The sequence below is a fragment of the Marinobacter sp. genome, assembly GCF_039977835.1.
Taxonomy (GTDB): domain Bacteria; phylum Pseudomonadota; class Gammaproteobacteria; order Pseudomonadales; family Oleiphilaceae; genus Marinobacter.
The window spans coordinates 45942-68995 of sequence record NZ_JBDWCL010000004.1 but is presented as its reverse complement, the minus strand read 5'-3'; the positions used below and the strand labels follow the sequence as shown (position 1 = coordinate 68995).

Sequence of the window (23054 nt, the reverse complement as noted above, 5' to 3'; positions counted from 1 at the left end):
AACCGGGGGCCGTCCGGCCCCCGGTTATCAACGTTTCAGGACGCACACTCGGAACGGGAACCATCCACCCGGCAACGAATCGCCTTCATCAGGCTGATAGCGCGTTCGTCGTAGACACCGTCTTCCAGCAACGATAACCGCACCTTGCGAAGCATCTTGTCGTATTCGGCCACGTCTTCCTGTGGCGGATGCATCCACACCTCATCAGGAATACCTTCTTCGGCTTCAGCGATGATTTCATAGGCCTCATCGATGCGCTGGATGGCCTGGTTGCGCACCATCTGGCCTGCACTGTCCGGGAAACGGTCACGATGGATAATCACCTGGAAGTTCATGTACGCCAGCGCATACTTGAACACGCCCCCGTTGGGGGTCACACCCTTGTAGAGCTCCAGAGGGGAATAGGCCACCGCAGGTGCATAGGCCAGATCGACACTGCCATTGTTGAACTTGCCCGCAAAGTTGGCGGAGTTGGAGCCCACTACGGAAGCGCCCACATGGCGCACCATGCGTACGGAGGCAGTGTCAAAATCCAGGGTTGCAATGCGTTTACCCTGGAGTTTTTCCACCGAATCGATCGCCCGGTCACGGGTGTGCAGGTACACCGCACCACCGGGGAAAACACCGGCCACTTCGTAATCGCCATCGATCAGGAACGGGCGTGCCTTTTCCTGGCTGAGGGTGTTGTACAGCAGCCGCATTTCCTCTTCACCGGGTACAGCACCCATAGCCTCCAGGGTGCCGGTGAACTTGTTGAACTCGCGGGCCCGGGTACCGGTGAGCAACACAGCGTCACACTGGCCAGCCTTGAAGTCTTCGGCGGCCACTTTCTCGTCGGTGTAGGCACGCAGATTCAGTTTGATGCCTTCCTTGAGGGCGGTGGGCTGGAAGGTTTTGGTGATAGCGAACAGCGGGCCGTTGGCTCCCACAGGATCAAACACACAGAAGCTTCGCTCCATGAGGTCCGATTCCGCCTGAGCGAACGGCGACAACGCAAGACTGGCACACAGGGCGGCAACCGCTGTGGCCTTTCGCGGTAGGTTGACTAGTTTCACGGGGATGACTCCTGAATTATTATTGTCGGGCGACCGCACATCCGTTTGTGCGTTTTTCACCGCATTCCCTGGCCGAGGTTAGGTCGGCCATGACAAGAATACGTTGGCACGGGTGCCAGTCTTCAAGGGCTCTGAAGCAAAAAGGTGAGGAACTGTGACGGGCTCGACAGAGGTTTGGCAACCCCTGCCACATTTTACCGACATGAAAGCCAGGGCTACAGGTTATTGCCGGGCCAAGCCTGCTGTCCGTCGCACAGGGTGAGACGAACCACTCCAGGAAGATCCTTGCCAGGCAGCGGCACGTGGCGCCCTACGGAACAGAGATTGGTGTCACCCGGCCGCCAGCTGGCTTCCGGATCAAATACACACAGGTCCGCCACCGCACCTTCACGGAGGTCGGCGGAACGGCCAAGTACAGCAGCCGGGCCAGTCGTCAGCGCCCGGATCAGGTCCACGCTGCCCAGCTCACCGCGCTCCACCAGCAACAGTCCCATGGACAGAGTGCTCTCAATGGTAGCAAGGCCTGGTTCTGTGGCAGCCATCGGTGCCTGCTTGGCCGCGGAGTCGTGAGGTTGGTGCTGGCTGGTAACAGCGTCAATCACGCCGTCCCGTACACCTGCCAGCAGCGCCTGCCGGTCTTTCTCCGAACGCAGGGGCGGGCGCACATGGTAACGGCTGTCGAATCCGGACAACGCGTCTTCCGTGAACAGGAGCTGGTGCATTGCAACATCTGCGGTCACTGAAATACCACGCTTACGGGCATCGGCCAGCATCTCCACGCTACGGGCACAGGATAACTGGCTCAGATGCAGGCGAACGCCGGTTTCTTCCGCCAGCAGCAGCATTTCCATGATCGCCGCGGTCTCCGCCACTTCCGGAATGCCCAGCAGCCCCAGCCTTGAGGCCACCAGACCATCATGGGCGTAACCATCGGCTGCCAGAGCCTGGTTCTCAGGGCTGAACATGACCGTCAGCCCGAACGTCCGGGCGTAAGCCATACAGCGACGCAATACCCGCGCATTCCTGACCGGGCGGGCGCCGTTACCCAGGGCCACACAGCCCGCAGCCGCCAGGCCAGCCATATCACTGAGAAGGTCGCCTTCCAGACCCCGGGTAATGGCGCCCACCGGCAGTATCCGCACCGCGGAACGCCTGGCAGCCACGTCCAGAATCAGATTGGTGACCGCCCCGGAATCGTTGACCGGCGATGTCTCCGGCGACGCACACACAGTGGTGAACCCGCCATGGGCGGCAGCCAGGCTTTCCGACGCAATATTGCCTTTCTGACCATTGCCCGGCTCGCGCAGGTTGCAGCACAGGTCGACAAAACCCGGCGACACAATGCAGCCACCAGCGTCAAACTCGTTATCGGCAGACTCCCGGCTGGCCGCCTCGCCGAGCGCGGCGATATAGCCATCCCTGATCAGGACCGTGGTTACAGTATCGGTGTTGGCCAGACGGCCACCGCTGATTTTCAGGCTGCTCATCCTTCGGCCCTCCCTGCCGGCTTGCGATTACGATCTGCCATCTGGCCACCCATGGCCATGGACATCACTGCCATGCGAATGGCAATACCGTTGGTGACCTGGTTCAGGATGACCGACTGGGGCCCGTCAGCCACCGCCGATTCTATTTCCACCCCCCTGTTGATGGGGCCGGGATGCATCACAATGCAGCCGGGATCAGCAAGGGCCAGCTTCTCGCGGTTGAGGCCATAGAGGCGGTAGAACTCCCGTTCGCTGGGCAACAGCGCCCCTTCCATACGTTCTTTTTGCAGGCGTAGCATGATCACCACATCCAGGTCTTTCATGCCCTGTTTCATGTCGTATTCCACCGTGCAGCCCAGGCTTTCCACGTCTCTTGGCAGCAGAGTGGCCGGCGCAATTACCCGCACTTCGGCCGCCCCCAGTTCGTTCAGGGCACGGATCTGGGAGCGCGCCACCCGTGAATGCAGCACATCACCAACAATGGCCACTTTCAGCCCCTCAAAGCGGCCTTTGTGCTGCCGGATGGTAAGCATGTCGAGCATGGCCTGAGTGGGATGTGCGTGGCGGCCGTCTCCGGCGTTGATGATCGCCACGCCCGGGGTAACGCTTTCGGCGATAAAGTGGGGGGCACCACTCTGGGAATGACGAACCACGAACATGTCGCTCGCCATGGCCTCAAGGTTCAGCAGGGTATCGGACAGGGACTCCCCCTTCGACGTGGCGGACGTGTTGATGTCCAGGTTGAGCACGTCCGCTGACAGGCGTTTGGCCGCCAGCTCGAAAGTGCTGCGGGTGCGGGTGCTGGATTCAAAGAACAGGTTCACCACCGTACGGCCCCGCAGCAACGGCACTTTCTTGATGCTGCGCTCACCCACTTCGATAAAGGAATCTGCGGTGTCCAGAATTTCGGTCAGCAGCGCCCGGTCGAGACCATCAAGGGTCAGGAAATGCCGTAGCTGGCCGTCAGCAGTAAGCTGCAGTGGTGTCGAGGAAGGGTCGTTTGCCGTCATGTGTCGCCTGTTGGTGTTATGCGTTCGCTGATTACTTGCCCGTTTCCTGTAGTTCTATGTGCAGAGGGTCCGGGCCGCGCAGTTTCACGCGCTGGTGTGACTGCAGCGCCAGCACCCGTCCGGTGACGTCCGGCTGCACCGGCAGTTCCCGTGCGCCCAGATCCACCAGGGTGGCGAGGATAATACTTGCCGGCCGGCCATAATCGAAGATTTCATTCATGGCAGCGCGAATGGTGCGGCCACTCATGATGACGTCATCAATGAGGATAATATCCCGGTCTTCCGTACTGAACGGCAGGCTGGAAGGTTTCACTTTCGGGTTCAACCCAATGCGGCTGAAATCATCCCGATAGAAGGAAATGTCCAGCTCTCCCCAGGGCTCTTTCAGGCCCAGGCGCTTGCTCATGACATCCGCGAGCCAGACGCCGCCGGTACGAATACCGATCAGTGCCGGATCGGTCACACCGCGCTCTTCCAGCTTCCTGCGCAAACCCGTTTCCAGATCGTCCAGCAGCTGGTCCATATCAAGCAATGCAGTCATTTGAGTCCTCTTATACAACAGCCTGAGCCCGGTCAGGCAGAACGGGATTCCTGCTGATGAAACCAGGTTTCCAGAATCAGTACGGCAGCACGGTCATCGACACCGTCGCGGCCAAAGTCACGGCTGCCGCCTGCAGCCATGACGTCGCCTTTGGCCTCGAAACTGGTCAGGCGTTCATCCACCATTTCCACCTCCACGTGAAAGCGGCCGTGTAAACGTTTGCCAAATTTACGGGCCCTGGCGCACATGTCGTTCTCGGTGTCGTCCATATTCAGGGGCAGGCCCACCAGAACACGGTCCGGCTTCCATTCTTCCAGAAGACACGCAATCTGGCCCCAGTCCGGTACTCCGTCACGGGCCGGCAGCATCGTCAGCGGTTTGCCGGTTCCGATCAACTCCTGGCCGCTGGCAACACCAATCCGTCGGGTGCCGAAATCAAAGGCCATTACGCGGCGGTTTCCGGCCTCAGGCATGACCAACGAACTCGCTGAGCTGGTTAAGATCAATACCAATCCGTTCCAGCACGGCCTGATAACGGTCGTCCCAGGCAGTGCGGAACAGGATGTCGGGAGTGGCGGGACAGGTCAGCCAGGCATTGCTTGCCAGCTCGTCCTCCAGCTGCCCCTCACTCCAGCCAGCATAGCCCAGACAGACCAGGTAGCTTTCCGGCCCTTTGCCGGCCCCAATGTCGGAAAGGACATCCCGGGATGTGGTCAGCAGCACATCATCGGCCACCCGGGCAGTATTCTGCCAGGCGGTCTCCGGGGAGTGCAGCACGAAGCCGCGCTCAGGCTGCACGGGGCCACCACCATAGACGGGTACGTCCAGTTCGCCGCCGTCCATATCCAGCTGTTCGAGAATTTCCCCGAGGTGGATATCCAGGGGGTGGTTCACCGTCAGCCCCAGCGCGCCTTCATCCGAGTGCTCGCACAGGTAAATCACCGCCCCATGGAAACGGGGGTCCTGCAGATAGGGGGAGGCCACCAGAAACTGGTGCCTCAGACTGTGTGGAGAGTGTTTCGATGCTGTCATCCTGATGTCAGACCCCGCCGTTCGAATACCCAGGTACGGATAATTTCCAGTTCGTCGATATTCTCTCTCATATCATCCGGGAAAGGGGCAAAGGGCGCCGCCATTCTCACAATGCGAATAGCCGCGTCATCAAGCACCGTGCTGCCGGATGACTGGAGTATAGCCAGTTCCTTGATCGAACCGTCTTTCTTCAGTGAAACCAGCATGCGCAGTGTGCCATATATGCCCGCCTGCCTGGCCTCCTTAGGGTAGTTGATGTTGCCCACCCGGGTCACCTTGCTGACCCAGTTCTGCACATACCAGGCGTTGGTGGATTTCAGGGTGGATGCCGCCGTAACACGCATGACGCGAGGTTTCTTGGCGTAGGCCTGCCGCTGCTGGTCAAACCTGGCTTCCAGGCTGGCAATTTCCAGGCTGCGCTCCATCAGGCTCTTCTTTTTCTTCACGGGCAACGGCTCGTCAGAATCCGGTTCCGCGGTGTCCGGCTTCGACACCTGGCGGTCGCTGGTCGCATCTGTCTGCACCACAGGCTGTTCCTGCTGGCGTACCGGCTTCACCCGGGAGGGCGGCTCGGGCTGAACCTCGGAAATCTCCTGCTGGCTGATCTCCGTGGGTTGCGGCGAGGTCATTTCCACCGGTTCTTCCTCGGTGCCACTGCCTTTCTGGCTGGTCTGGGCGAGGAAATCGGCTTTGTCCGGGTCAGTCTTGTCATCAAACTGTGACAGGGTAATTTCCATGGTCTGGGCCGAGGAACGCGGAGGCTCCGGCGCGAAGGTGATACCCAGCACCACAATGGCATGAAGCGCAAGCGCCATGAAAAGTGTGAAAGAGAACCGATCGAAATCGCTGACCTGCACTGCCATTCCTGAACTTTACCTCGGTTAGGCCCGGCTATGGACCATTATTAAAGACGACGCTCGACGGCATCCAGCAACTGGCTGGAAATATCGATTCCGAATGCGGCATCAAGTTCCCGGATACAGGTGGGGCTGGTTACATTGATCTCGGTCAGATAGTCACCGATCACATCGATACCAACGAAAATGAGCCCTTTTTGCTTGATGACCGGCGCCACCCGGTCGCAGATCTCCCGGTCCCGTGCGGTCAGTTCACGGCCCTCGCCGCGGCCGCCGGCTGCCAGGTTACCGCGATTCTCACCATGGGAGGGGATGCGCGCAAGTGCATAGGGAACCGGCTCGCCGTCAATCAGCAGGATGCGCTTGTCACCCTGTTTGATCTCTGGAATGTATTTCTGCGCCATGGCCTGATGGGCACCATGGTTGGTCAGGGTCTCGATGATCACGCCGAGGTTGTCGTCATTTTCCTTCACCCGGAAGATCGAACGCCCGCCCATACCATCCACCGGTTTCATGATGACGTCGCCATGCTCGGCGTAGAATTCCTTCAGCCGTTGGGAGGAACGGGTCACAATCAGCGGTGGCGTGCAGTCTTCGAACTGGGCAGCGAACAGCTTCTCGTTACAGTCACGAAGCGTCGAGGCGGGGTTGACCACCAGAGCGCCCTGCTGCTCGGCAATTTCCAGTATAAAGGTTGCCATCAGGAATTCACGATCCACCGGCGGGTCCTGCCGCATCAGGATAACATCCAGATCACCCAGCGCCCGGTCCTGGCTGGCGCCGAAGCTGAACCAGTCTTCCGGGTTCATGTGAACGGTCAGGTCGCGGGTGCGTGCTCTGGCCTGTCCGCCCTTGAGGTAAAGGTCCGGCAATTCCATATACTCGATTTGCCAGCCCCGCTTCTGGGCAGCCAACAGCATCGCCAAAGAGCTGTCTTTCTTGAAATGGATCTTTTCGATGGGGTCCATCACAATTCCGAGTCGGACTGTCATAATGCCTCGTCAGGTAAAAGGTTGAAAACACGAACCGGTCTGCAAAGCGCTGTCAGTGATAAGTGCTATGCTGTGAACTCAGATGGTATTGTACCCGAGCCGCGAATGCATCCGGAGAAATCCCGTATCAATTACGTGACTTTCCGGGCAGAAGTACATTTGGTCACAAAGTTATACTTTTTATCCGGCCCCCAATACTCTATAAATGAGCGGGATTTATAGAACAACGTTAACGTTTGTGTTAAAAACCCCGGTTGAAAAATAACGACAGTCGCAGAGCGCAAGGCAGTTGGACAATGGATGACAACTTCGAGAATCTGAAGATTATGGTGATCGACGACAGCAAGACCATTCGTCGCACCGCTGAAACCCTCCTGAAGAAGGTCGGTTGCGAAGTCATTACGGCAACAGACGGCTTTGACGCTCTGGCGAAAATTGCCGACTCCCAGCCCAACATCATTTTCGTTGATATCATGATGCCCCGGCTGGACGGCTATCAGACCTGCGCACTCATCAAGAACAATTCCTCTTTCAAAAAGACGCCGGTTATCATGCTCTCCAGTAAAGACGGACTGTTCGACAAGGCCAAAGGCCGAATTGTCGGATCAGACCAGTACCTGACCAAACCGTTCAGCAAGGACGAGCTTCTTAACACCATTCGCCAGTACGTTCCCCAGGCGGAACAGTAAACCTGCTGAAGCAAAGAACTATTGAGGACACCATGGCCCGCATTCTGATTGTTGATGATTCCCCGACCGAGGTAAAAAAAATCTCGACCATTCTGGAAAAGCACAAGCACGAAGTGCTGACAGCTGATAACGGCGCCGATGGCGTTGCCAAGGCCCGTGCCGAAACTCCGGACCTGGTATTGATGGATGTGGTCATGCCCGGCCTGAATGGCTTCCAGGCAACCCGCCAACTGACCCGCGCGCCGGAAACCGCATCTATTCCTGTGGTGATCGTAACCACCAAGGACCAGGAAACAGACCGGGTATGGGGTACTCGTCAGGGCGCCAAGGGCTACCTTGTGAAACCCGTCAACGAAGACGACCTGATCAAAACAATCAACAGCCTGATTGCCTGATCCCCAACCGTGGAGTAAGCATGTCCGCCCAGGCCGCCCCCTTTGCAGTACTGACGGATATCGCCCGACGCAGCCGGACAATGGCTGCCGGTCTGCCGGAACAACAGGAAGCCGTTGAGCTCTGGAACGGGATCGGCTTTGTTCTGGCAGGCGAGCGCTACGTCGCGCCGATGGGTGAAGTTACCGAAATCCTCCATGTACCCCGCTATACCCATATACCCGGGGTTCATCAGTTTATGTTGGGCGCCGCCAACGTGCGGGGCCGCCTCCTGCCCCTGGTTGACCTTGCCGGTTTCTTTGAAATCCCCCGCTCCTCCCGCAGCCAGCGTGAGCGCCGGGTGCTGGTTGTGGAACAGGGTGACGTGTTCAGTGGCCTGGTAGTAGACAGTGTTTCGGGCATGCAGTATTTCGCAGTGGACAGCTTTGTGGCCTCGCCACAGGATGTGCCTGCAAACGTTCAGCCGTTTGTAAATGGCGGCTACGAGCGTAACGAGGAAGTCTGGAAAGTGTTTTCCGCCGCCGAACTGCTCGGGGACGAACGCTTTCTGGATGTAGCGCAATGGTAAGGGCGGTGACAACGGCAGGAACTCCTTCCCGCCTGCCCAACGCCCGCAGAAACAAACTTGCCAATATTATGAAGAGGCCGGGAGCCAGAAAATGAAAAATAGAGCCGGAAGACTCAGTATGGGACAGGGAGGCAACAAACTCGTTGCCGGCCTGATCGCCGCACTGATCGCATTGACCATCCTGCTCGTTGCAGTGCTGTTCATTATCAACAAGGACAGCCAAAACGACCAGGCCTACATCGCCCACGCTTCGGAGCTGCGGGTACTGTCACAGGAAATTGCAAAGAACGCGACGGAAGCAGCGGGCGGTACCGCCTCGGCCTTCGACGCGCTGCGCCGTTCCCGTGACGAATTCGAGCGCCTGTGGGGTTATGTGGTTGATGGCAACCCGGACACCGGCCTGCCCCCAAGCGAGCTTGCCCAGGAAAGCGGCGTGCAGGAGACCTGGCAGGAAGTACGGAACAACGCGGACAGCATCCTGTCTACCCGCGATGCGGTACTCGGCCTCCACGAGGTTGCCCGCACCCTGAACGAAACCATTCCGCAGCTCCAGGTGGAATACGACGACATCGTACAGATCCTGCTGGACAACAACGCACCTGCCGAACAGATCGCCCTCGCCCAGCGCCAGTCGCTGCTGGCAGAGCGGATTGTTCGCTCGGTCAACAACGTACTGTCCGGTGATGAAGACGCGGTTATCGCCGCGGACCGGTTCGGTCGCGACGCCAGCCTGTTTGGCCGCGTTCTCGACGGCCAGGTAAACGGCAACCCGGCCATGGGCATCTCCCAGGTTAACGATGAAGATGCCATCTATGGCCTCGAAGCTGTTGGTGAACTGTTTGAATTCGTATCCCAGAACGTAGACGCCATCCTTGAAGCCTCTCCCGACCTCTTCAAGGTTCGTACTGCGGCGAGCGACATTTTCTCCAATTCACAGGTTCTGCTGGACGAAATGTCTGTGCTTGCTGAGAGATTCACCGGCCAGGCCGGCTCCCGGCTCATCAGCCCGACTCTCGCCTTCATCATCCTGGCTGCGATGGTTGGTATCGTTGTCATGATCGGTGTGGTTCTCTACCGCGAAGCCCAGGAGCGTCTGGCGACGACCCAGGAACAGAACGAACAGAACCAGAACGCGATTCTGCGACTGCTGGACGAACTGGCCGACCTGGCCGATGGTGACCTGACCACGGAGGCCACAGTAACCGAGGACTTCACCGGTGCCATCGCCGACTCCATCAACTACGCGATCGACCAGATGCGCGGACTGGTACAGGCGATTCGTGGTACTGCCGTACGGGTAGCGTCAGCGGCCCAGGAAACCCAGGCCACTGCGATGCACCTTGCCGATGCTTCCGAGCACCAGGCGCAGGAAATTGCCGGCGCCTCCGCTGCGGTTAACGAGATGGCGGTGTCCATCGACCAGGTGTCCTCGAACGCCGCCGAATCCTCCGCGGTTGCGGAGCGGTCGGTTGCGATCGCGAAGAAAGGCGCGGAAGTGGTACAGAACACCATCCGCGGCATGGACAACATCCGTGAACAGATCCAGGAAACCTCCAAGCGGATCAAGCGCCTGGGTGAGTCTTCCCAGGAAATCGGTGACATCGTATCGCTGATCAACGACATCGCCGACCAGACCAACATCCTGTCCCTGAACGCAGCGATCCAGGCCTCCATGGCCGGTGACGCGGGCCGGGGCTTCGCGGTTGTTGCGGACGAAGTTCAGCGACTGGCGGAACGCTCCTCTGCCGCAACCAAGCAGATTGAGGCACTGGTCAAGACGATCCAGTCGGATACCAACGAAGCGGTTATCTCCATGGAGCACACCACCGCCGAGGTGGTCCGTGGTGCGCGTCTGGCCCAGGACGCGGGTATCGCCCTCGAGGAAATCGAGAACGTATCCATGTCCCTGGCGGAACTGATCCAGAACATCTCCAACGCCGCGCGTCAGCAGTCGTCTTCTGCGGCTCACATTTCCAATACCATGAACGTCATCCAGGAAATCACCTCGCAGACCTCTTCCGGTACCAACGCGACTGCGAAGTCCATCGGTAACCTGGCAGAGATGGCGTCCGAGCTGCGGTCCTCTGTAGCGGGCTTCACACTGCCCGAGGAAGAGTCGGCCGATCAGGAAGAAGAGGAAGACAGCGACGTCCCGGTGGTGAGCTGATTATCGCTCCGAGGCTGCTGACAGTTTATGGCTGAAACACGCAACCATCTGTCACCTGCCGACGGCATCTGGTCACTGCGCCGACTCCCCGATATGGACGAAGCGCAGTTCAGCCAGTGGCAGACACTGCTTGAACACCGTACTGGCATTACCCTGCCTTCGGGCCGCAAGTCGTTTCTCGAAACCAATCTCGGGATCCGCATGCGGGAGATCGGATGCAGCAGTTACCAGGCCTACTACGAGCAGATCGTATCCGGCCCGGATGCCATTATGGAATGGTCCACCCTGGTGGACCGGCTGACGGTACAGGAAACCCGGTTTTTCCGGGACCCGGATGCCTTCAGGCTGGTGTCTGACTATGTGCTTACCCGGCCCCGTGAAGCGCTGACAAAGCGTCCCCTCGAGGCCTGGAGTGTAGGCTGCTCCACCGGTGAGGAGCCCTATACGCTGGCCATGCTGCTGAACGAGTGTATGGAAGGATTGTCTCTGCAGCCATTGTTCGGGGTCACTGGCTCCGACATCAGCAAGCCAGCCATCGACAAGGCCCAGTCCGGCCTGTTCAGTGCACGCAAGCTGATGGGAATGGACGAAGCGATGAAGGCCAGGTACTTCCGGCCGGCAGAGCGGAACAACGTTGAAATTGTAAAAAGCATCCGGGAGCGGGTGTGTTTCACAAGGCTGAATGTGCTGGATCTGAAACACGCTCCCATGCACGGAATGAACATTATCTTCTGCCAGAATCTGCTGATTTATTTCCGGCGCTGGCGCCGGCGGGAAATCGTAAAAAGGCTTGCAGAGCGGCTGGCGCCCGGGGGGTTGCTGGTCCTGGGCCAGGGGGAACTGACCGACTGGCAGCCCCCTGGCTTACAGAGGGTACCCTCGGAACATGTGCTGGCGTGGATCAAACGCCAGACTGACGAAGAATAACCGGAGTGGTTATGGGCAATCACCATGACAGCATCGCCCTGGACTGGGTTCGTGGCGAAATACAGGACACGCTGACCCAGGGTCAGCAGGCACTGGAAGCGTATGTCGAGAATCGTGACGACACCGCGCGCCTGCGCTTCTGCCTGAACTATCTCCACCAGGTTCACGGTACTCTGCAGATGGTTGAGCTTTACGGCGCAGCCCTGCTGACCGAGGAAATGGAGAAGCTCACCCAGGCCGTCCTGAACGAAACCGTTGCCAGTGTGGACGATGCGGTGGAAGTATTGATGCAGGCTATCCTGCAGCTTCCCCAGTACCTCGAACACCTTGCCAGCAGCAAGGATGACTTTCCGATGGTGCTGCTGCCGCTGCTGAACGATCTCCGGGCTGCCCGGGGCGAATCGCTACTTTCCGACACATCGCTGTTCAAACCCGATCTGGCGCCCTCGAAGGTTGCCGCTGCTTCCAATGTGTCCCAGCGCCTGCAGGATCCAAAGGTTCTCGGCCATATCCGCAAGCTTCGCCAGATGTACCAGTTCGCACTCGCCGGCGTGGTTCGCGAGGCCGACCTGGACGCTCATTTCGATTACATGCAGAAGGTAATCCAGCGGCTGATCCGCTTGTGCCAGAAAACCCCCCGGGGTCAGCTGTGGAAAGCCGCAGGTGCCTTTGTGGAAACCCTTCAGGAGCACGTCAATCCGGTCAATACAGCCGTCAAGGCACTGTTGCGTGAACTGGATGCGGAAATACGCCGTCTGACCGACGAGCATGTGGATATCCTGCAGCAGCAGGTACCAGAAGCCCTGCTCAAGCACCTGCTGTACTATGTCGCCCGCGCCCGGGACCTGGACACGCCGCTGGTGCAGGAACTGCGTAACGATTATCGGCTGGAACAGGCCCTGCCGTCCGACGATGACGTCGATGCCGCCAAAACCCGGGTCTCCGGCCCTGGCCGCGACGCCATTCACTCGGTGGTCAGCGCCCTGAACGAAGAGCTTGCCAAGCTCAAGGATCAACTGGACCTGTTCGTTCGCTCAGAGCTACGCCAGAACGACGAACTGGAAGAGCTATTGCCGGGCCTGCGCCAGGTGGCCAATACCCTGGCGGTGCTGGGCCTGGGCATACCCCGAAAGGTCATTACCGAACAGCTCGAACTGGTGGAAAAGCTCTCCGCCCAGCCTGAAGCCGTGGATGACGGTACCCTGATGGATATTGCCGGTGCCCTGTTATACGTCGAAGCCAGCCTGGCCGGGCTCGACAGCGACCGGCAGTCCGAGAGCAACCGTGCCGATGACGATCAGCAATCCGTCAATATGGGTTCGCGAGAACTGGGTGAAGCCAACGGCGCCCTGCTGAGGGAGTCACGCAATACCCTCGAGCAGGTCAAGACCGCTATCGTCAATTTTATTGCCTCGCAGTGGGAAACCGGCGAAATCGAACATGTTCCCGGATTGCTCCACAGCATTCGCGGCGGCCTGAGCCTTATTCCCCTGGGCCGTGTTGCCGATATGCTCGCCTCCGCCGAGCGCTACATCACCGATGTACTGCTTGGTGGCAAACAGGTGCCTGACTGGAAACAGCTGGACACCCTGGCTGACGCAATAACAAGCATTGAGTATTATCTGGAGCGGCTTGCTGAAGGTATTGAGGACAACGACAGTGTGCTCAGCGTGGCTGAAGCCAGCCTTGCTTCCCTCGGTTTCCCGGTTGGCGAAGAACCCACCTGGCAACATCCGTCGGAAGAAGACGTACCGGTGGTAGAGCCCGAAATAACCGCCGACGCAAGCTCAGGTGACACCAAAGGCTCCGACGAAGAGCTACTGGATGACGAAATTCTTGGCATCTTCGTTGAAGAAGCTGAAGAAGTCCTCGAAACCATTAACGAGTTCTATCCTCGCCTACGCCAGAATCACGACGACCGCGACGCATTGACCGAAGTCCGCCGAGCATTCCATACCCTCAAGGGCAGCGGACGGCTTGTAGGCGCCACCAGTATTGGTGAGCTTGCCTGGTCAGTGGAGAATCTCCTGAACCGGGTGATTGACCAGACGCTGCGCCCCAACGACGAGATGTTCAGCCTGATCGACGACGTTAACGGTCGGATTCCGGCACTGATCAACGACTTCCGTACTGGCCAGGCAGATGGTGATGTGGCAGAGCTGATCGAGCGCGCCGAAGCCATGTCCACCACCCGCAAAACCGACAGTGAAAGTGCCGCCTCAGAACCCGTAGCCGAATCTGACAGCAGCGCCGAAGCGGAAGCACTCTCAGAGAGCCCGGCAGAAACACCCGTTGCTCCGGGGCCATCCGCGACTGAAGATAGCGAGGAAGACGACCTTATCGACGACGAAATTCTCGAGATTTTTATCGAGGAAGCCGGTGAGGTTCTGGACACCATCCGGGAATTCCTGCCCATGCTGCTAAGGCAGCACGATGACCGTACCGCGTTGTCGGAAGTCCGGAGGGCATTCCACACCCTGAAGGGCAGTGGCCGCATGGTTGGCGCCCTGATCGTTGGCGAGCTCGCGTGGTCGGTCGAGAACATGTTGAACCGCGTGATCGACGGCAGCATCTTCATGAACGACGACATAGCAGTTTTGCTGGACGAAGTAACGGCGGTTCTTCCGGAACTCGTTGAAGACTTCGAGAAGCGCAGAGCTGCGTCCCGTGATACCTCGGCCCTGGAAGCCCGCGCCAAGGCCCTCGCCAATGGCGAGATCCCTGACGCCAGCACCATGCCGCCTTCGGAGCCGCAGACGACTGCTGACCAGGAATCCGCGGCGGAGCCACTGCAGCCTGATGACGACGAAGACACCGCGGTCGACCCGGTACTGCTGGACATCTTTGAAAGTGAAACCGAAACCCACCTGCAGACCCTGCAGGAGTTCCTTCACGCCGCCGGTGACAAGGCCAGCGTTGCCTATACCGACGACCTTTCCCGCGCTCTTCATACCCTGAAAGGAAGCGCGCATACCGCGGGTATTGGCCCGATTGCCGCTGTCATTACTCCGCTGGAACGATTTGTTAAAGAATCCCGAGCCCAGAACAAGCGGGCAGATCAGGACGTCGTCAGCCTGATTGGCGACGCCTGTCATTTCCTGACCCAGGGCCTGAGCCAGATCCGCGAGAACCCGCAGGGCGATCTTCCCGGAACGGAAAACTTCCTGGAAAGGCTGGAAGAGATCAGCAATGCCACATTGCGCGGCGCCCGTTCCCGTGATGATGACCAGCAAGAGGACAACCGACCCCAATTGGTTCAGCTATTCCTCAACGAAGGCCTGGATATCCTGCTGGACGCCGACCGCATTCTTGACGAGTGGGCGGAAAACCCCGAACAGACCTCGGCACTGGATACCCTGCGCAGGGAGCTGCGGCAGCTGACAGACGGTGCGCAACAGGCTGATCTGACCGACGTCGCCGAACTCTCAGGGGCACTGACAAACGTCTATGAGCGCGCTGCAGAGCCCGGGTTCCAGCCGGATCCGTACTTCTTCGATACCATCCGTGCAGGTCACGAACATCTGATCAACATGATGGATCAGGTGGCTGCAGGGCTGGCCACGGAAAATGGTGACGAACTGATTGCCGGCCTCGACGCACTCGCCCTGGCCACCTCCGGTGAAACGCCCGACCCCTTTGAGCAGGAATTCACCGGCGACCTGGAAGAGATCGACCGCAGCTTTGATCTTGAGGCCGAGGACACCCCGGACGAAAGTGACGAACTGCCGCCGCTGGCGGAAACCGATGAAGAGATGGATCAGGAGTTGGCGGAGATCTTCCTGGAGGAAGCCCGCGACCTGATCGACAGCACCGCCGACGCCCTGCAGAGCTGGAGCGACAATACCAACAACCTTGACCTGCTGCGTCTGCTACAACGGGACCTGCACACCCTCAAAGGTGGCGCCCGTCTTGCCGACATCCCCCCGGTTGGCGACCTGTCCCACGAGCTGGAAAACCTCTTCGAAGGCCTGACAGAACAGCGCCTTGCCGTTACCGTTGAACTGTCCGACTTACTGTTCCGCTGCCACGACCGTTTGGCAGGGATGGTCGAAGCCCTGGAGCAGAATGAAGCACCCCGGCCGGCACCGGACCTCATCAGTGAAATCCACGCCTACATGGACAGCGCCACTGGTTCTCGTCCGGTAACGGACGTGAACCACGATAGCACCGAAGAAGCTGACACCATCCCTCCTGACGATCTGAAAGAGGACGATGGTCCGGCACCGGAGTCTCCGGCGGATGCCCCGGAAGACACGCCGGAAGAGGAACACGCCACCGATCTGTCCCATCTCGACCCGGAGCTGATTGGCATCTTCCTGGAGGAAGCCTACGACCTGATCAACTCGACCGGCAGCGCCCTGCATACCTGGAGTGAAGACACCTCCAACCGCGAAGTCGCGGCGGAGCTGCAGCGTGACGTGCATACCCTCAAGGGCGGCGCCCGCATGGCCGGTGTTGACGCCATTGGCGACCTCACCCATGTGCTGGAAGATTTGTTCGAGAAAGTGGCCGAGGGCCAGCTCAGTGCCAGTGACGACATGAACGATCTTTTGTTTGCCTGCCACGACCGGCTTGCGCAGATGGTTGAGCAGGTTGCTACCCAGAAGCCATGCCCGCCCGCCACGGAGCTGGTCGCCCAGGTACAGGCTATTCTCTCTGGCAAACCAATGCCTGCTGCAGAGCCTGAAGAACCTGCAGAAGAACCGGAAGCGACCACTGGCGCATCCGATGAGCCCGAAAAAACCGAAGAGCAGTCTGCTTCCGTTGCGGACGCTATTGCACAGGCCTCGGACGATGACCTGGTGGGCATCTTCCTCGATGAAGGCGTGGAGATTCACGAGGCCATTGGCGAATGTCTGGCCCAGTGGAAGGACGAGCCGGAAGAGCTGGTTGGCGTGACCCAGCTTCAACAGGAACTGCATACCCTCAAGGGTGGCGCTCGCCTGTCTGATGTTGACCCCATTGCCGATCTGGCCGAAGCCTGGTCAGACGCCCTCGACCCGTTGATTGCCGGTGCCAGCAATCAGTCCAGCCTGCTGGCGCTTAGCGAGAAAGCCCACGGCGCCTTGCGAAACATGCTTTCCAGCCTGGAAGACGGCACCAAACCAGCTGCTGACACCGCTCTGGTAAGCGCATTGAAAGATGCCCACAGGGCCTCCGGCGACGAACTGTCCGAATCAGCTACACCAGCCGGCGCCGTCAGCGACGAAGAGGCTGTTGATGCCGAAGTGCTGGAGATCTTCCTGGAAGAAGCCGGCGAGATTCTCGACCAGCTGGAACAGTTACTGGACGACTGGCGCAAAGATCCGGCCAACCACCATTTCAACCAGGAAGCCCAGCGTGCCCTGCACACCCTCAAAGGTGGCGCACGGCTATCGCAACTCGGCGAACTGGGTGACAAGGCCCATGGCCTGGAAACACGACTGATAGACCTGGGTGGCAACACCCCGGGCGAAGAAGCCTGGCGGGCCATTACCGAAGACCATGATGCCATAGTGTCGTTGGTCGCCGATATCCGTAAACGGTTCGAGAATACCGGCGCAGTTCCGGAACTCGCCAAACCGCAAGCCGATATATCCGGAACGTCTGAAGTACCCAAGCCACCAGAACCAGTCGCCGACGAAAAGCCGGCTGAACCGGAAAAACCGGTTGCGCCAGCGCCCAAACCCAACAAGGGGCCATCCAAGTCGCCGGCAAAAGCGGGCGCCGCCCAGCGCGCACCCCAGGAAACCATCCGGGTATCCGCCCCGTTGCTGGACGAACTGGTTAACCTGGCGGGCGAGACCAGTATTACCCGTGGCCGCCTGGAACAGCAAACCAGCGACTTCAGCCACAACCTGGACGAGATGGCCGCCACCATCGAGCGTCTGCGTGAACAGCTGCGCCGGATGGAAATCGAGACCGAAACCCAGATCCTGTTCCGTGCCGAGAAGGAACACGGCCCGGACTACGGCGACGACTTCGACCCTCTCGAGATGGACCGCTATTCCGCCATCCAGCAGCTCTCGCGGGCTCTGACGGAATCGTCCTCTGACCTTGCGGACCTGCGGGAAACCCTGTCCGACCGGGTACGGGATACTGAAACTCTGCTGGTGCAGCAATCACGGATCAACACGGAACTCCAGGAAGGTCTGATGAAGACCCGGATGATCCCGTTTGCCTCCATGGTACCCAGGCTGCGCCGGATCGTTCGCCAGATCAGCGGCGAGCTGAGCAAGAAGGTCGAGTTTGATGTCCGTAACCCGGAAGGGGAAATGGACCGCAACATCCTTGAACGCATGATCGCGCCGCTGGAACACATGCTGCGTAATGCGCTTGATCATGGCATCGAGAAACCGGCGGACCGCAAGAAAGCCGGGAAGCCGGAAACCGGGGAGGTTACCCTGTCGCTGACCCGCGAGGGTGGCGATGTGGTACTGCGAATGATCGACGACGGCGCCGGCATTCCGGCCCAGGTTATTCGTGACAAGGCGATTCGCCAGGGCATGATGTCAGCGGATGAAGACCTGAGCGAGCGCGAGGTCCTGCAGTTCATCCTCCAGCCGGGCTTCTCAACCGCCCAGCAGGTCACCCAGATTTCCGGCCGTGGTGTCGGCATGGATGTGGTGGCCAGCGAGATCAAGCAGCTTGGCGGCAGCCTGGACATCGATTCCACTGTCGGCAAAGGCACCGTCTTCACCGTTCGCCTGCCGTTCACGGTATCCGTCAACCGGGCACTGATGGTGTCTACCGGTGAGGATTTCTATGCCATTCCGCTGAACACCATCGAGGGTATCGTGCGGGTCAGCACCTACGAGCTTGAGGAATACTACAAGCCGGACGCCCCCCTGTACGAATATGCCGGCCAGCAGTACCGCCTGCAGTACCTGGGCAGCCTGCTCAACAGCGACCATCATCCCAAACTTCAGGGCCAGGCCCTGCCGCTGCCAGTAATCCTGGTGCGCGGTGCCGAGCAGCCCATGGCCCTACAGGTGGACAGCCTGATGGGCAGCCGCGAGATCGTGGTGAAATCCCTCGGCCCGCAGTTCAGTACCGTGCGGGGCGTCTCCGGCGCCACCATTCTTGGTGACGGCAACGTGGTGGTAATCCTCGACCTGCCGGCGATGATCCGGTCCGATATCCTCTCCGAGCGTCAGCGAATTGCCAGCCTCGAGAAGGCCAGGGAAGCCTCACGCCGGGTGGAACAGTCCACCGTGGTTATGGTGGTGGACGACTCGGTCACCGTACGCAAGGTCACCTCGCGCCTGCTGGAGCGGAATGGCATGGAAGTGATCACTGCCAAAGACGGCCTGGACGCTGTGGCACAGTTGCAGGACCACAAACCCGACATCATCCTGCTGGACATCGAGATGCCCCGCATGGACGGTTTCGAAGTGGCCAGTTTTGTGCGCCATGATGAAAACCTCAAGGATACGCCGATCTGCATGATCACCTCCCGTACCGGTGAAAAACACCGTGAACGGGCGCTGGCCATAGGTGTCAACGAATACCTCGGCAAGCCTTTCCAGGAAACCGAGCTGCTGGACACCATCGCGCGGCTGACCGGGAAGCAGTGATGACCGGCCAGCCAGGACGGCCAGCGGTCGGTATCGTCTCGGATATCGTGCTGCAGCGACACCGGCTGCAGGAAGCCACGTCCAGGTTCGGCCTGGATGTTTGCTTTTCCGGCGACCCGGCACGCCTCCAGGGTTACCCCGATTTTCCGGAGGCCAGCCTTTGGTTGATTACCCTCGAAGACGAGGCAGACCACCCGGTCCTGTTCGATCATCTGCTGGAAAACACCGAAGCACCGGTGCTGTTTGGCCTCGATCCGGCCCCGAAGCCCGGTAGTACCGAATATTTCCGCTGGGAACGTCGGTTGCTGGACAAGCTGGAGCAGTCGCTCGGGCATATCGAGAAACTGGATTCCGCCGCCGCTATTGAGGAACTGGCCAACGAGCATCCAAAGGCGGCGACGTCACCCACGCTGCCTCACTGGATTCCGCCTGCATCGGCGGATCTGCCAGCGGAAGAAATCTGGATTCTGGGCGCATCACTCGGTGGCCCGGCCGCGGTTAAAACCTTTCTAGACAACCTCCCACCCGGCTTGCCTGTGGGTTTTGTCTATGCCCAACACATCGACAACAACTTCACCGAAGTACTGACCCGGGTACTGGGGCGCCATGCCCACTACCAGTTGAAGCCCGCGGAAAGCGGCTACCGCATTCATAACGGCGACGTTATCCTGATGCCGGTTGAGCACGAATGGACCCTGGACGACAGCGGTGCACTCCTGCAGCGGGATACCCCCTGGCCAGGGCCCTATGGCCCGTCCATTGACCAGGTGCTGCTGAATATCGGGGACCATTATGGCGCCCGTTGCCACGCCATCGTGTTTTCCGGCATGGGCAACGACGGTGCCATTGCTGCGCCTTTGCTGAAAGCTTATGGTAGCCGCATCTGGGTGCAGGAAAGCACCAGCTGTGGAAACAGTTCGATGCCGGACTCCGTGGCGGCCACTGGCTGCTCCGTTTTCTGTGGCACGCCGGAACAGCTGGCCCGAGAACTCGTCAAAACGATTGAAGAATCCTGCCTGCTCAAGGGCCGGCAAAAACGGGATTCCGCCTGAGGAAATGAGTAATGAACGACAACAGCCAAACCCTGCCCTGTGTAATGATCCCCATGAGCGGAAAACAACTGCTGTTACCGAACGTTTCGATAGCGGAAGTCGTGGATTTTGCCAGCTCTGACCCCGCACCCAACACGCCCGAATGGCTGGTCGGTGAACTGGACTGGCGCGGCCTGAATCTGCCAGTTATTTCATACGATGCAGCCAATGGCGGCAAGCTTACCGTTCCCGGCGGCAATCGGGGTCGCATTGTGGTACTGAACACCATCGGCGATCATCACAATTCGGTACCGTTTATGGCCCTGATCACCCAGGGCATTCCCAGTCAGACGCGTCTGACCGAAGAGCAGGTTAATAAAATCGATGGCGAAACCGGCCCTGCCGACCTGATGGTAGTGGAAGTCGAAGGCGAAACCGCCATTATTCCGGACCTTGGCTACCTTGAGTCCCTCGCACTGGAAGCTTCCCGCTAGCCTAACCACCGCGAGGACAGCCAACGAAGACGTGGCACTGTTATTTGCTAATGTTATAATGTTGCAAATTTCGCAGGACAGTGCCCATGTCATCCAGCGCTCTTCCCTATCGTCCCCACAATCACGACGCCTGTGTTGCCCAGGCGCTGGCTGAGGCCAGAACCATCTGTCAGCAACACAATGCCCGCCTGACACCAACCCGCGAGCGGGTACTGGAGCTGATCTGGCAGTCACATAAGCCCCTGGGTGCCTATGACGTGCTCGCTGTGCTGGCAGAAGATGGCCACAATGCCGCGCCACCCACCGTTTACCGTGCCCTCGATTTCCTGCAGCAATACGGGCTGGTGCATCGTATTGCCTCGCTGAATGCGTTTACAGGCTGCACCCATGCCGGCAAGAGTCACAATGGCATGTTCCTGATCTGCCGCTCCTGCGGGAACGTGCTGGAACTGACAGCACCCGCTGTGTCCAGTGCGGTCCATATGGCAGCAGCGGAAGAGTCCTTCCGGCCGGACGATGTGACCGTTGAGGTTTCGGGCTACTGCCCAGGCTGTGCTCCGGATCACGCCCATGGCTGAGGCGCTGGTAGAACTCAGACGGGTAACCGTCAGCTTTGACAACCGCCCCGTGGTGGATCACGTGGACTTGCGGGTCCAGCGGGGAGATATCATTACCATTATCGGCCCCAACGGTGCCGGCAAGACCACACTGATCAAAGCCATCCTGGGTATTCAGCCAATTTCCGACGGTGCTCTCACCCTGGCTCCCGGGCTGACCATCGGTTACGTGCCCCAACACCTGACCCTGGAGACGACCCTGCCACTCAGCGTCAAGCGGTTCATGCTGCTCAGTGGTCGCTCCCACGTGGAATGCCGGGAAGCACTGTCGAAAACAGGCGTAGCTCACCTGATTGATGCCTCGGTCCACCGCCTGTCCGGAGGTGAGAAGCAGCGACTACTGCTGGCCCGGGCACTGGCCCGCAGGCCGGATCTGCTGGTACTGGACGAACCGGCTCAGGGCGTGGATATAAATGGTCAGGCGGCCCTTTACGACCTGATCAGAAGCCTGAGAGACGAGCTTCATTGCGGCGTGATCATGATCTCGCACGACCTGCACCTGGTCATGGCCGCCACAGACAAGGTTATCTGCCTCAACCAGCACGTCTGCTGCAGCGGGTACCCTGCGGATATCTCCCACGACCCGGCCTTCATCGAGACCTTCGGCCGCCCGGTTGCGGAAAGCCTGGCGGTATACCATCACCGCCACAACCACAGCCACGACCTGCACGGTGACGTAGTTACGGGCGAGGATGATGACCACAGGGAGTGCTCCCATGTCCATCATTGATGCCATCCTCGGGGACTTTTTCTGGCGTGCGCTGATCGGTGGCCTTGGCGTCGCCCTTGTGGCCGGACCACTGGGCTGTTTCGTGGTGTGGCGGCGCATGGCCTACTTCGGCGATACCCTGGCCCACTCCGCGCTGCTGGGCATTGCCCTGAGTTTCCTGATCAGTGTTCCCATCAACCTGGGTGTGATCATTACCTGCGTGGTACTGGCAGTGGCCCTGGTCCTGTTCTCCCGCAGCAAGACGCTGGCCACTGACACCCTGCTGGGAATCCTGGCCCACAGTGCCCTGGCCATTGGCCTGGTGACACTCAGCTTCATGCCCGACATCCGGATTGACCTGACCGGCCTGCTGTTCGGCGACCTGCTGGCCATGAGTCGCCATGACCTGCTCTGGATCTATGGCGGTGCCGCGCTGATTCTGGCTTTGCTGACACTGCTCTGGCGGGGGCTGTTGATGAGTACCATTCATGAAGAGCTGGCAAGAGTGGAAGGCGTGCCAGTCGAACGCCTGCGGTTGGCGCTGATGCTGATGTTTTCTATCGTGATTGCCGTGGCCATGAAGATCGTCGGGGTACTGTTGATCACCGCCCTGCTGATTATCCCGGCTGCTACCGCCCGCCGCCTGGCATACAATCCGGAGCACATGGTGGCGCTGGCCATTGTCTTCGGTTTCGTGGCCGTCAGCGGGGGCCTGACGCTGTCCTGGCACCTGGATACACCCGCCGGCCCGTCCGTGGTCGTTACTGCCTTTTGTGTTTTTCTGCTGGTCTACGGTTCGGCGCGCCAGACCCAGTCCTGACCGGGAGTAATAAGGGTAGAGTTTGCCGGGGCTGTGGCCGTGGCCTGAAGTGTGGACTAGAGTAGAGGGCAGGCAGTCACCCCCAAATCTCGCCAACGGTTACGGACAG

At 59.4% G+C, this 23054-nt stretch carries 19 protein-coding genes; 11 read left to right on the top strand and 8 right to left on the bottom strand.

The genetic code is table 11. The annotated features are described in order from the left end of the window. Positions 1 to 35: 35 nt before the first annotated feature. The 8 genes from ABJM11_RS00765 to gshB all read right to left on the bottom strand — a co-directional run bounded on the left by ABJM11_RS00765 (position 36) and on the right by gshB (position 6974). Positions 36 to 959, bottom strand: a complete 924-nt coding sequence (locus tag ABJM11_RS00765) for a putative solute-binding protein (protein ID WP_348296861.1) — start codon at positions 957 to 959, stop codon at positions 36 to 38. Between the two features lie 311 nt (positions 960 to 1270). Further along, positions 1271 to 2542, bottom strand: a complete 1272-nt coding sequence (locus ABJM11_RS00760) for a dihydroorotase (RefSeq protein WP_348296809.1) — start codon at positions 2540 to 2542, stop codon at positions 1271 to 1273. Further along, positions 2539 to 3552: an aspartate carbamoyltransferase catalytic subunit gene (locus ABJM11_RS00755; RefSeq protein ID WP_348296810.1), complete on the bottom strand. Its 1014-nt coding sequence runs from the start codon at positions 3550 to 3552 to the stop codon at positions 2539 to 2541. The genes ABJM11_RS00760 and ABJM11_RS00755 overlap by 4 nt, the downstream gene beginning before the upstream one ends. A gap of 31 nt (positions 3553 to 3583) precedes the next feature. After that, the gene (gene pyrR / locus ABJM11_RS00750; RefSeq protein WP_348296811.1) at positions 3584 to 4093 is read right to left on the bottom strand and encodes a bifunctional pyr operon transcriptional regulator/uracil phosphoribosyltransferase PyrR; all 510 of its coding nucleotides are present in this window, start codon (positions 4091 to 4093) and stop codon (positions 3584 to 3586) included. A gap of 32 nt (positions 4094 to 4125) precedes the next feature. After that, complete coding sequence (ruvX, locus tag ABJM11_RS00745; protein ID WP_348296812.1) at positions 4126 to 4566, bottom strand: Holliday junction resolvase RuvX; 441 nt, start codon at positions 4564 to 4566, stop codon at positions 4126 to 4128. Then, the gene (locus ABJM11_RS00740; RefSeq protein WP_348296813.1) at positions 4559 to 5125 is read right to left on the bottom strand and encodes a YqgE/AlgH family protein; all 567 of its coding nucleotides are present in this window, start codon (positions 5123 to 5125) and stop codon (positions 4559 to 4561) included. Before ABJM11_RS00740 ends, ruvX begins: the two co-directional genes overlap by 8 nt. Continuing rightward, positions 5122 to 5988: an energy transducer TonB gene (locus ABJM11_RS00735; protein WP_348296814.1), complete on the bottom strand. Its 867-nt coding sequence runs from the start codon at positions 5986 to 5988 to the stop codon at positions 5122 to 5124. Before ABJM11_RS00735 ends, ABJM11_RS00740 begins: the two co-directional genes overlap by 4 nt. Before the next feature lie 41 nt (positions 5989 to 6029). Beyond that, the gene (gene gshB, locus ABJM11_RS00730) at positions 6030 to 6974 is read right to left on the bottom strand and encodes a glutathione synthase (protein WP_348296815.1); all 945 of its coding nucleotides are present in this window, start codon (positions 6972 to 6974) and stop codon (positions 6030 to 6032) included. A 296-nt stretch (positions 6975 to 7270) separates the two neighbouring features. Between gshB and pilG the strand changes: the two genes are divergently transcribed. The 11 genes from pilG (at position 7271) to ABJM11_RS00675 (ending at position 22945) form a co-directional block, all read left to right on the top strand. Beyond that, positions 7271 to 7663 (top strand): twitching motility response regulator PilG, encoded by a 393-nt coding sequence (pilG, locus tag ABJM11_RS00725; protein WP_007154228.1) that lies wholly within the window; start codon positions 7271 to 7273, stop codon positions 7661 to 7663. 32 nt (positions 7664 to 7695) lie between these two features. Further along, complete coding sequence (gene pilH, locus ABJM11_RS00720; RefSeq protein WP_011787171.1) at positions 7696 to 8058, top strand: twitching motility response regulator PilH; 363 nt, start codon at positions 7696 to 7698, stop codon at positions 8056 to 8058. Positions 8059 to 8078: 20 nt separating this feature from the next. Then, positions 8079 to 8624 (top strand): chemotaxis protein CheW, encoded by a 546-nt coding sequence (locus ABJM11_RS00715; RefSeq protein ID WP_348296816.1) that lies wholly within the window; start codon positions 8079 to 8081, stop codon positions 8622 to 8624. A 91-nt stretch (positions 8625 to 8715) separates the two neighbouring features. After that, complete coding sequence (locus ABJM11_RS00710) at positions 8716 to 10791, top strand: methyl-accepting chemotaxis protein (protein ID WP_348296817.1); 2076 nt, start codon at positions 8716 to 8718, stop codon at positions 10789 to 10791. A gap of 27 nt (positions 10792 to 10818) precedes the next feature. Then, a complete protein-coding gene (locus tag ABJM11_RS00705) occupies positions 10819 to 11718 on the top strand; it encodes a CheR family methyltransferase (protein WP_348296818.1) in 900 nt (299 codons plus the stop codon). 11 nt (positions 11719 to 11729) lie between these two features. Further along, positions 11730 to 19274 carry an Hpt domain-containing protein gene (locus ABJM11_RS00700; RefSeq protein ID WP_348296819.1) on the top strand — a complete coding sequence of 2515 codons (7545 nt, stop codon included), beginning with the start codon at positions 11730 to 11732 and terminating at the stop codon, positions 19272 to 19274. Continuing rightward, positions 19274 to 20326 (top strand): chemotaxis protein CheB, encoded by a 1053-nt coding sequence (locus tag ABJM11_RS00695; protein ID WP_348296820.1) that lies wholly within the window; start codon positions 19274 to 19276, stop codon positions 20324 to 20326. Before ABJM11_RS00700 ends, ABJM11_RS00695 begins: the two co-directional genes overlap by 1 nt. A gap of 11 nt (positions 20327 to 20337) precedes the next feature. After that, a complete protein-coding gene (locus tag ABJM11_RS00690; protein WP_348296821.1) occupies positions 20338 to 20799 on the top strand; it encodes a chemotaxis protein CheW in 462 nt (153 codons plus the stop codon). An 86-nt stretch (positions 20800 to 20885) separates the two neighbouring features. Beyond that, entirely contained in the window at positions 20886 to 21377 is a 492-nt protein-coding gene (locus ABJM11_RS00685) for a Fur family transcriptional regulator (protein ID WP_348296822.1), read from the top strand. Continuing rightward, positions 21370 to 22146: a zinc ABC transporter ATP-binding protein ZnuC gene (znuC, locus tag ABJM11_RS00680; RefSeq protein ID WP_348296823.1), complete on the top strand. Its 777-nt coding sequence runs from the start codon at positions 21370 to 21372 to the stop codon at positions 22144 to 22146. The genes ABJM11_RS00685 and znuC overlap by 8 nt, the downstream gene beginning before the upstream one ends. Then, entirely contained in the window at positions 22133 to 22945 is an 813-nt protein-coding gene (locus ABJM11_RS00675; RefSeq protein ID WP_348296824.1) for an iron chelate uptake ABC transporter family permease subunit, read from the top strand. Before znuC ends, ABJM11_RS00675 begins: the two co-directional genes overlap by 14 nt. Positions 22946 to 23054 lie beyond the last annotated feature (109 nt).

Bases quoted from the DNA above. Each gene is read 5' to 3' on its own strand.
- ABJM11_RS00765 (WP_348296861.1), bottom strand. From the start codon at position 959: ATGGAGCGAAGCTTCTGTGTGTTTGATCCTGTGGGAGCCAACGGCCCG.
- ABJM11_RS00760 (WP_348296809.1), bottom strand. From the start codon at position 2,542: ATGAGCAGCCTGAAAATCAGCGGTGGCCGTCTGGCCAACACCGATACT.
- ABJM11_RS00755 (WP_348296810.1), bottom strand. From the start codon at position 3,552: ATGACGGCAAACGACCCTTCCTCGACACCACTGCAGCTTACTGCTGAC.
- pyrR (WP_348296811.1), bottom strand. From the start codon at position 4,093: ATGACTGCATTGCTTGATATGGACCAGCTGCTGGACGATCTGGAAACG.
- ruvX (WP_348296812.1), bottom strand. From the start codon at position 4,566: ATGCCTGAGGCCGGAAACCGCCGCGTAATGGCCTTTGATTTCGGCACC.
- ABJM11_RS00740 (WP_348296813.1), bottom strand. From the start codon at position 5,125: ATGACAGCATCGAAACACTCTCCACACAGTCTGAGGCACCAGTTTCTG.
- ABJM11_RS00735 (WP_348296814.1), bottom strand. From the start codon at position 5,988: ATGGCAGTGCAGGTCAGCGATTTCGATCGGTTCTCTTTCACACTTTTC.
- gshB (WP_348296815.1), bottom strand. From the start codon at position 6,974: ATGACAGTCCGACTCGGAATTGTGATGGACCCCATCGAAAAGATCCAT.
- pilG (WP_007154228.1), top strand. From the start codon at position 7,271: ATGGATGACAACTTCGAGAATCTGAAGATTATGGTGATCGACGACAGC.
- pilH (WP_011787171.1), top strand. From the start codon at position 7,696: ATGGCCCGCATTCTGATTGTTGATGATTCCCCGACCGAGGTAAAAAAA.
- ABJM11_RS00715 (WP_348296816.1), top strand. From the start codon at position 8,079: ATGTCCGCCCAGGCCGCCCCCTTTGCAGTACTGACGGATATCGCCCGA.
- ABJM11_RS00710 (WP_348296817.1), top strand. From the start codon at position 8,716: ATGAAAAATAGAGCCGGAAGACTCAGTATGGGACAGGGAGGCAACAAA.
- ABJM11_RS00705 (WP_348296818.1), top strand. From the start codon at position 10,819: ATGGCTGAAACACGCAACCATCTGTCACCTGCCGACGGCATCTGGTCA.
- ABJM11_RS00700 (WP_348296819.1), top strand. From the start codon at position 11,730: ATGGGCAATCACCATGACAGCATCGCCCTGGACTGGGTTCGTGGCGAA.
- ABJM11_RS00695 (WP_348296820.1), top strand. From the start codon at position 19,274: ATGACCGGCCAGCCAGGACGGCCAGCGGTCGGTATCGTCTCGGATATC.
- ABJM11_RS00690 (WP_348296821.1), top strand. From the start codon at position 20,338: ATGAACGACAACAGCCAAACCCTGCCCTGTGTAATGATCCCCATGAGC.
- ABJM11_RS00685 (WP_348296822.1), top strand. From the start codon at position 20,886: ATGTCATCCAGCGCTCTTCCCTATCGTCCCCACAATCACGACGCCTGT.
- znuC (WP_348296823.1), top strand. From the start codon at position 21,370: ATGGCTGAGGCGCTGGTAGAACTCAGACGGGTAACCGTCAGCTTTGAC.
- ABJM11_RS00675 (WP_348296824.1), top strand. From the start codon at position 22,133: ATGTCCATCATTGATGCCATCCTCGGGGACTTTTTCTGGCGTGCGCTG.